Source organism: Anaerorhabdus sp. (assembly GCF_036657415.1).
In the GTDB taxonomy this organism is placed as follows: Bacteria; Bacillota_I; Bacilli_A; order Erysipelotrichales; family Erysipelotrichaceae; genus Anaerorhabdus.
The window spans coordinates 23,044-32,736 of record NZ_JAVXGL010000019.1 but is presented as its reverse complement, the minus strand read 5'-3'; the positions used below and the strand labels follow the sequence as shown (position 1 = coordinate 32,736).

The following is a 9,693-nucleotide window of genomic DNA, read 5'->3' as shown; positions in this document are numbered from 1 at the left end:
TCTTTTTTTCAGTACTCTATAGATAGCAAAAAATCTACATTCCCATTTACATAAAAATGCTTTAAATAATTGGTTTACTATCATTTTAGATATATGATTTTTTAATGTATTATATCGCATAACCCTTATTACAATACCACATAACTCAATGACTATTGATTGTCATTATGATAAAATAAAACTTAGAATTTGATGAGGTGATAAGATGGATAGATATATTCGGGAAACTCCACTTCTGGATTACTCAAATGTTTTAATTCAGCAGTTAGTTGAATTGAAAAAGTGGAAAAGTCTTGATACATTTGAATGTATTAAAGCAATTTATAACTTTGTACGAGATGATATTTTATTTGGATATAATATTGATGATAATATTTCTGCATCTAAAGTTTTGTCTGATGGTTACGGTCAATGTAATACGAAAGGTACATTGTTTATGGCTCTTTTAAGAGCTTGTAATATTCCCTGTAGGGTGCATGGTTTTACAATTGATAAAAAATTACAAAAAGGAGCAATGACAGGACTGGTTTATAAATTAGCTCCTCAAAATGTGTTTCATAGCTGGGTAGAAGTATTACTTGAAGATAAATGGTATGAATTAGAGGCTTTTATTTTAGATAAATCATATCTAGAAAAATTGCAGAAATCTAATATTAATTGTATAGGTGCATTTTGTGGCTATGGTGTTGCCGTAAAGGATTTTAGAAATCTGATTATCGATTTTGACAGAAATAATACTTATATACAAAGTGAAGGTATCAATAATGATTTTGGAGTGTATGATTGTCCTGACGATTTATTAAAAGAACATCATCAAGAAATGTCAGCCATTAAGACATTTGTATATAGAAATTTAGGAAGACATTTAATGAATAAGAATGTTAAAAAGATACGAAATAATAATTAGTAAGAAATTTCAGTTTATCACTTTAATTATGAATTACAAAACTAAATAAGATTATCTCAAGACAGTTGATAAAAATCGGCTGTCTTTTTCTACTCACAAAAAAAGAGGTATCACATTATGAATGATACAAATTTTATAAATGAACTAAAATCTAAACGTCAAGAATATGGCGTTTCTCAACAAAAGTTAGCTACTTTTACAGGTACAAGAGAATACTTAAATCGCATAGAATACAATGAAACGGAAACTAGTAAAGATAGAACTACTCTAACAATTAAATCGTTTCAATCCTGAAACACTACTCTCATACTTATCTCCTCATCAGTATGAGTGAAAATTGTCTTATCATCAAAGGGCGCTTAGGTCATGAAGATTTTGAGGTAGCTAGAGACTCAACGGTGTGATAAATTATCAACCAGTAGAAACTGTTAAAAATGATAATTCACACTTTGGATTTCATCGAAAGACAAAGAAATTAATGCAATAAGTACACATCGAGTATAAAAAAAGAGCTTCAAACCCTTATAAATAAAGGCTTTCAGCTCTAGTGGGTTTATTCCCACTCAATTGTTCCGCATGGTTTTGGTGTTAAGTCATAACATACACGGTTTACATTCGCTACTTCATTTAGAATACGATCTGTAATCTTAAGTAGGATTGGCCATTCAATTTGTTCAATTGTTGCTGTCATTGCATCAATTGTATTTACAGCACGTAGAATAATTGGATATTCATAACATCTAGCATTATTTTTTACACCCACTGATTTAAACTCAGGGATTACTGTAAAATATTGCCATACTTTTTGGTCTAAACCATGACTTGCAAACTCTTCTCTAAGAATTGCATCTGCTTCTCTAAGTGCAGTTAAACGTTCTCTTGTAATTGCACCTAAACACCTTACACCTAGTCCTGGTCCTGGGAAGGGTTGACGATAAACCATGTCATGTGGTAACCCTAATTCTAAACCACAAGCACGTACTTCATCCTTAAATAATTGGTATAAAGGTTCTACTAATTGAAATTGAAGATCATCAGGAAGTCCACCAACATTATGATGTGATTTAACAACTTTTGCAGTCTTAGTGCCACTTTCAATAATATCTGGATAAATTGTTCCTTGTGCTAAAAATTCAATACCATCTAGTTTACGAGCTTCTTCTTCAAATACGCGAATAAATTCAGCTCCAATAATTTTTCGTTTTTGCTCAGGATCACTTACATTCTCAAGTTTTCCTAAGAAACGATCAGTCGCATCCACATAAACAAGATTTGCATTAAGTTGATTTTGGAAAACTTCAATAACATCCTCCGATTCACCTTTTCTCATTAATCCATGGTTAACGTGAACACAAGTTAATTGTTTACCAATAGCTTTAATAAGTAATGCCGCAACAACAGATGAATCAACACCACCAGAAAGGGCTAATAAAACTTTCTTATCACCTACTTGTTGGCGAATAATTTCAACTTGGTCATTAACGAAATTCTTCATATTCCAATTTTTTTCAGCGCGACATTCATCAAAGATAAACACTTTTAATTCTTCCTTGATATCTTCATCAGTTGTTGCCCAACTAGACTTGTTATCAACCTTCGCAAGTTTATGTCCAACCGCAAAAACCGGAATACCTAATGAATAAATTTCATCATTCACATCGATTTCTTTGCCATCAATGATGTTATTTTCTCCACCATTTATAATGATGCCTTTTACATTTAAAGTTGCGATTTCTTCTTTGGTAATATCGTGGGGTTTAATTTCACTATAGACACCTAAATCACGAATTAAACGTGTTATACGTGTATTATCATGACTTCCTAAATCTAAAACTAAAATGTTATCTTGTTTCATATTTTTCCTCTTCCCTATTGCTTCTTAATTAGTATAGTTGTCGAAATAACCTTGTACTAATACTATTGGTGTTCCTTTATCTCCAGATCCACTTGTTAAGTCACAAAGTGATCCAATTAAATCTGTTAGTTGTCTTGGTGTAGTTCCTTGAGAAGCCATGTTTCCTACAAGATTATTATCTTTTTCACGAATACTCTTAGAAATTGCTTCCTTCAATTCTTCGCCACTTAAATCTTTAAAGTCATTATCTGCAAGATATTTTAATTTTAATTCATTTGGAGTACCGATTAAGCCATCAGTAAATGCAGGTGATACGCATGGATCCGCTAATTCCCAAATCTTACCTTGAGGGTCTTTGAAAGCACCATCTCCATAAATCATAACTTCTACATGTTTACCTGTTTTATCTAAGATAGACTTTTGAACATCAAGAACTAATTCTTTGCATTCTTCTCTAGGGAATAGTTTCACTTTATCTTCAGTTGATTTATTAGAACCTAATAAACCATATTTTTCATTATATCCTTCACCATTGATACTTGATGTTACGATATCATCTAAACCACAAACTACTTTTGCACCTGCAGCTTTTAGAATACGTTTAGTACGTGCACGTGTGTGAATATCACAAGTCAATACACAATCTGTGTAGTTAAGAATTGTTTTTGCTTGATTAGCGAAAATAACTTCAACTTCAGCTCCTGCTGATGTAATAATATTGCTGTAATAATCAACATAATCAACACCTGTGAATTCATGTTTATTTTCACCAAATAATTCTCTGTATTTTTCTAAAGTAAGAACATCTGAATAAGGATTAACTCCTGCTTCATCAAGTTTGTCTAATGATACTAATTCGTTTCCAACTTCATCACTTGGATAGCTTAACATAAGAACTACTTTCTTAGCTCCCATTGCGATACCTTTTAAACAAATCGCAAAACGATTACGAGATAAGATTGGGAATATAACACCAATAGTTTCTCCACCTAATTTGTTTTTAACATCTGTTGCAATTGCATCAACGCTTGCATAGTTTCCTTGTGAACGAGCTACGATTGACTCAGTAATTGAAATTACATCACGATCTCTTAATTCAAATCCTTCGCTCTTTGCTGCATCAAGAACACTGTCAACTACGATTTTAGCTAAATCATCTTTCTCACGAATAATTGGGCAACGAACCCCTCTTGAAACTGTACCTACTTTTCTTTCCATAACTATGTAACCTTTCTATGAGTTGCACTCATTACGGATTTATTATAAACTAATCTTATCCATTAGTATAATTAAACATTAATGGTTTTGATATAAGGAGTACTAATATATGAATATTAAGCTTGAACAGTACAAAATCTTTAATGAAGCAGCATCTACATTAAGTTTTTCTTCGGCTGCTAGAAACCTATTTATAACGCAATCTGCGGTGTCTCAAGCTATTAGTCTATTAGAAAAAGAGCTTAAAACACAATTATTTGTAAGAATGCCCAAGGGAGTAACTCTTACTAGAGAAGGTGAACTTCTTTTTCAAAATATAAATCAAGCTCTCACATTAATTACAAATGCTGAAAATCAAATTTCAAATCTCAGTGATTTGAAAGAAGGTGAACTCAATATTGCAGCTGGTGATAGTGTAAGTGAATTTTTTCTAGCCCCTTATCTTTCAAAATTTCATGACCTATATCCTAATGTTAAAATCAAAGTCATTAATCGAACTAGTTTAGAAATCAATCAATTATTAAAAAATAACCAAGTTGATTTAGGATTTGTGAATTTACCTACCCATGATGAGTCCTTAACATTTACTGAATGTTTTATGATTCATGATATCTTTGTAGGTAAAAATCCTACAGATAAAACATATACATATAAAGAAATATCTAAATTACCTTTGATTCTTTTAGAAGAATCCTCTAATTCACGTTACTTTTTAAATAAACAATTCGCTAAAAATGGAATTAAAGTAGAACCTCATATGGAACTTGGTGCCCATAGTTTATTACTTGAGTGTGTAAAAGAAAGACTTGGTGTTGCGTGTGTAATTAAAGAGTTTTCTAGCAAATACCTGAATAAAGAAGTTTTTGAACTTGATGTTCAACCACCACTTCCAACACGTAGTATTGGGTATGCATATCTTACACGTAAATCATTATCTGCTCCATCAATCAAATTTATTGAATTAATCACCAAAAAAGAAGACTAATATGTCTTCTTTTAGTTCAATCCTTTTAAAATGGATTTAATTGTATTATCAATAAGTTGTTTAACTTTAGGGTTATTCATTGGATCATCATGTAATTTTGAGCACATCATAAAACCTGAAATGCCACTCAACAAAACAAAACGTTGATAATCACGGTCATCACTTTTTAAAATAACCTTTTCTTCTTCACCAGATTCTATCATTACATCCAAAATTTCAATAAAATAAGGTACTGCAGCATGCATCTTTTCTCTGCTTTTTTCTATCAAATTCTTGATTCCAATTTTTTGATAATTTGCGAATAATATTTCAAATGATGAGCATCCATCATTTTGATGAACTAGTTGCCAAAGTATTTGTTTTATTTTATCTTCAAAGTTTTTGCCTTGTGCCAATAAATGATGAGCGTGTATGAATTCTTCTTGTAAGAAATAATCGAATGATTTTTCTAATATTTCATCTTTACTTTTAAAGTACTCATAAAGCGTTCCCTTGCCCATATTTGCAGCATCTGCAATTTCTTGTACGCGCAAGTTATTAAAATCTTTTCCACTTTTAGCTAAATTGAATACTGCTTTAAAAATTTCTATCTCTTTTTCAGAACTCATTCATCTTCACCTTCTTCCTTAATTACTTTGTATTTACGTTTTTTATTAAATACTTCATACATAATTGGAACAATAAATAATGTTAATAATGTTGCATATGTCAATCCACCAATTGTTACAATTGCCATACCCTGCATCATTGCAGAGCCTGCACCTATTCCTAAAGCCATTGTCGTCATCGCAAGAATAGTAGTTAATGCTGTCATTAGTATCGGTCTTAAACGTGCTCTACCTGTTTCAACAAGAGCATCTCTTACATTATATCCTTCTGCACGTAATTGATTTGCATAATCAATAAATACAATACCATTATTTACTACAACACCACTTAGCACAAGAAATCCCAACATTGCGACAATGGATAAATCTTGCCCAGTTACAAGTAGTGCAAGCAATCCACCTGTGAATGCCAATGGAATTGTAAACATAACTATAAATGGTGATAATAAACTTTGGAATTGAGCAACCATGATCATATAGATGAACGCAATAGCAAGTAAAATCATTTGTACAAGAACAATCATTGTTTCCATAATTGTCTCATTTTCTCCAGCAAATTCAAGTTCAACACCACTTGGTATATGTGATGTATCTAGTAATTTTTCAACATCACGTGATACTAACGCAACATTATAACCATCCTTGATTGTTGCGGATACAGTAATATATCGACGGCTGTTCTCACGATTAATACTACTCATGCCTGTTCTATTTTCAACTGTAGCAATTTCTGATAATTCAATCTCTTCAGTTTCTTTATTTTTTGTTCCTTTGAGTATTGTGGTTTCAAGTGAGTCTACTGTAATAAGTTCTGAATCATCTTTTACAATAACGATTGGATATTCTTTATTATCAAAAGTTACTTTAGTACTCTTTGTCTCTTCCTTAATTCCAGAAGCAATCGTTTGATAGACTTGTGCTACAGTTAAGCCATATTCCATTGCTTTATTTTTGTTAACGATAACGTGTAACTCATTTGTTGGTTTTTCATTACCATCATTAACTTCTGCAATTCCTTCAATATTTCGTAATTGATCTGCAACGTTTCTTCCTGCGACTTGTAATTCATCTAAATTATCACCATAGAGTGTAATAGCAACACCGCTACTTCCCAATGCACCCAATTCCATATTGTTTGTTGAGATTGAAGAAGTAATAGGTAAATCTTGAATTGTTGTTTGAATTGAATCAGTCAGTTTATTCATATTTACATTTTTATCCGTAATGATATAGAAAGTTGTTGATTGTCCACTTCCTCCTGATCCAGCTATCATTGAAACCATTGGTCTTCCCCCTGATGCTGTAACTCCAATTGTATCAATACCTTCCAAATCTTTAACACGATTTATGATTTCATCATAAATATCTTGTGCATCTTTTTCAGTAGTTTTTTCATCGATTAATTCAACATTCATAGAAATTTGTTCAGATTGCATGTTAGGAATTAAGTTCATTCCCATACGGCTAACTGAATATACACTAAATGCAAATAAGGCAACTACCAACACTAATAAAACTGTTTTGTGTTTTAATGTCCATTGCAGTGACTTTTCATAAGCATTTACAATACCATCAAACCATTTATGATTCTTTTGAGTATCTTTCTTTAGTAATTTACTTGATAGCATAGGTACTAATGTTAACGCAACTATTAATGACGCAAACAAACTATATGCAATCGTTAATCCCATATCTACAAATAACTGTTTCGCAAGTCCAGTTGCAAATACAATTGGCAAGAAAACACAAACAGTAGTTAGTGTTGAGGCAATAATTGCTCCTGATACTTGTTTTGCTCCTTGAATAGAAGCTTTGATAATTCCCATTCCTTCGCCGCGTAAACGATAGATATTTTCTACTACTACAACGGAGTTATCAACAAGCATACCTACTCCCAATGCTAAACCTGATAATGAAATGATATTTAAAGTTACACCACTAAAATACATTAATACTAGTGAAAACATTAAGCTAATTGGAATACTTAGCGCAATAACAATTGTTGGTTTAATATCTTTTAAGAATAAGATAAGAATTAAGACTGCAAGAATAGCTCCAAATAAGAAATTCTCTAATACTGAGTTTACAACTGTATTAATATAAGTACCTTGATTTAATAAAGTTGCAAAATGCAATCCTTCATATTCACCTTCTAATGTTTTAAATTTCTTTTCTAATGAATTACATACTTCAGTTGTTGAAGATGTTGAATTCTTTTGAAAAGTAATAATTACTCCATCATTACCATTAACTTTTGTATAAATTTCATCTGAATTATCTACAATTTGTACATCTGCTAAATCACTTAAACGTATTTCTTCTAGTCCATCAATATTCATTGACATTAATACAAGATTTTCAATCTCACCCATTGAATTAAATTGATCTCCTACCTTGATTAATATTGAAGAGTCATCATGTAAAATATAACCAGCTGGCATAGAAAAATTTTCTGCCATTAAGATATTTGAAATCATATCCGGTGTAATAGCCCCGGAAATATTAGCACTCTTTAATGCTTCATCACGTTTTTCACGCAATTGTTTTAAACCATCCTCAAGTTGAACTTTTGCAGATTCTAATGATGCCTTAGAATTAGTGAGTGTAATTTCACCTTTTGTAAATTCTCCTCCTGCTGTTATCTTGCCAGATTCAAGTTGAACTTGTAGTTTAGTTAAGTCACTTACATCAATACCTGCTTTTATTAGCATTGCACTTGCTGCTTGTTTAACACCTTCTGCTGTTGCGATTTCAATGTCTACATTGCTTAATTTCACGCGCGCATCATCAACTTTTGACGCTAATTCAATCATACTTTTCATATTTGCAATTGTTGCTGTCATTGTCTCAATTTGAACATTATATTCAGTTATCTTTGCATTAATTAATGGTTTTACTTCACCCACTGTGGTTGCCGTTGTTACATTGATTCCATACGGTGCTAAAGCATCAACACTTGATTGTTCAAGTGGTTGAGTATCATCACTTGGTAATCCACTAAGGATTGTATTTAATCCACTTTTCAAATTGATAAGATTGGTCATTCCACTTTCAATTGGTGTAAGTTGTGCTGTAACTATTGTAATTACTTCATTTGGTGTTTTATCACCTAATCCCATTGCTGCAATTGCACTGTTATAGCCATCAACAAGTCCTTGAAATGCCATTTTTTCTGCTTTTAATTGCGTAATTTGAGAATCCATCGCAATTAGATTAGTTGCAGCTTGTTGAAGTTGCACGGTTGCTTCTGCTAATTGATCAATTGTTTCATTTTTTGTATTTCCTAATGTTGTTTGACCTTCATTAATTTTAGTTAAGCCATCATTTACTTGTTTGAGACTGTCCAACAAATCTCTTTCCGCTTTCGCAAGTTCACTATCAACACTATTTAAAATTTTATTATTTATATCATCAATCTTATCTTGATCTAAGACAATTTGAACCGTTTCTTCTAGTAATCCTTGAGGTGTAACTGTGGCTACACCTTTTGTTTTTTCAAGTTCAGGTACAACTTTTGAATCTACAAATTCACTTAATGATTTTAAATCTTGTCCTTCATAGTCAATTGTTGCCATCATGATTGGCATCATATTTGGGTTAATCGCCATTAGAGTTGGTGTTGAAACCGATGAATCTAAATATCCTTTCACTAAATCAACCTTGGCATTTAGATTAATCATCGCTGAATCCATATTAGTATCATCCGCAAATTGTAAAATAATCAAGGATAAATTATCACTTGATACCGAACTCATATTCACAAGATTCTCAGTTGTTCCAATTGACGATTCCAAAACTTTCGTCAAACTCGTTTCAACTTTTTCTGCACTTGCCCCAGGATAACTCGTATATACAACAACGTAAGGCAACTCCATTTTGGGTAGAAGGTCTGTTGTTGAACTTGTAAATGAAATAAACCCTAATAGCAATACCATTACAACCCCTACAATGACTGTATAGGGCTTCTTAACACTGAACTTAGAAAACATAGCTATCTCCTGTCGACCGACCGGTCGGTCATATGGTTCTAATTATAATCGTATCCCCTCTATTCTTCAAGACAAATTACATATAAATGATATTTTTATATTGAATCAGCAAATTATTGATTTTTTGGCTT

7 protein-coding genes are annotated in these 9,693 nt (G+C 31.9%); 3 read left to right on the top strand and 4 right to left on the bottom strand.

The window, feature by feature from the left end; translation table 11 throughout:
- Window positions 1-205 precede the first annotated feature (205 nt).
- Window positions 206-907, top strand: a complete 702-nt coding sequence (locus tag RSB60_RS04445) for a transglutaminase-like domain-containing protein (RefSeq protein ID WP_332614777.1) — start codon at window positions 206-208, stop codon at window positions 905-907.
- A 117-nt stretch (window positions 908-1,024) separates the two neighbouring features.
- Window positions 1,025-1,201 carry a helix-turn-helix domain-containing protein gene (locus tag RSB60_RS04440; protein ID WP_332614775.1) on the top strand — a complete coding sequence of 59 codons (177 nt, stop codon included), beginning with the start codon at window positions 1,025-1,027 and terminating at the stop codon, window positions 1,199-1,201.
- 259 nt (window positions 1,202-1,460) lie between these two features.
- Here RSB60_RS04440 and guaA read toward each other — a convergent pair whose 3' ends face one another.
- Together guaA and RSB60_RS04430 are read right to left on the bottom strand one after the other, a co-directional pair.
- On the bottom strand, window positions 1,461-2,762 hold the full coding sequence (gene guaA / locus RSB60_RS04435; protein ID WP_323382398.1) for a glutamine-hydrolyzing GMP synthase: 1,302 nt from the start codon (window positions 2,760-2,762) through the stop codon (window positions 1,461-1,463).
- A 24-nt stretch (window positions 2,763-2,786) separates the two neighbouring features.
- Window positions 2,787-3,980, bottom strand: a complete 1,194-nt coding sequence (locus tag RSB60_RS04430) for a coenzyme F420-0:L-glutamate ligase (RefSeq protein ID WP_332614773.1) — start codon at window positions 3,978-3,980, stop codon at window positions 2,787-2,789.
- 109 nt (window positions 3,981-4,089) lie between these two features.
- Between RSB60_RS04430 and RSB60_RS04425 the strand changes: the two genes are divergently transcribed.
- On the top strand, window positions 4,090-4,965 hold the full coding sequence (locus RSB60_RS04425) for a LysR family transcriptional regulator (protein ID WP_323382396.1): 876 nt from the start codon (window positions 4,090-4,092) through the stop codon (window positions 4,963-4,965).
- 11 nt (window positions 4,966-4,976) lie between these two features.
- Here RSB60_RS04425 and RSB60_RS04420 read toward each other — a convergent pair whose 3' ends face one another.
- Both RSB60_RS04420 and RSB60_RS04415 read right to left on the bottom strand, forming a co-directional pair.
- Window positions 4,977-5,573, bottom strand: a complete 597-nt coding sequence (locus RSB60_RS04420) for a TetR/AcrR family transcriptional regulator (protein WP_323382395.1) — start codon at window positions 5,571-5,573, stop codon at window positions 4,977-4,979.
- A complete protein-coding gene (locus RSB60_RS04415; RefSeq protein WP_332614771.1) occupies window positions 5,570-9,562 on the bottom strand; it encodes an efflux RND transporter permease subunit in 3,993 nt (1,330 codons plus the stop codon). Before RSB60_RS04415 ends, RSB60_RS04420 begins: the two co-directional genes overlap by 4 nt.
- Between the last annotated feature and the right edge of the window lie 131 nt (window positions 9,563-9,693).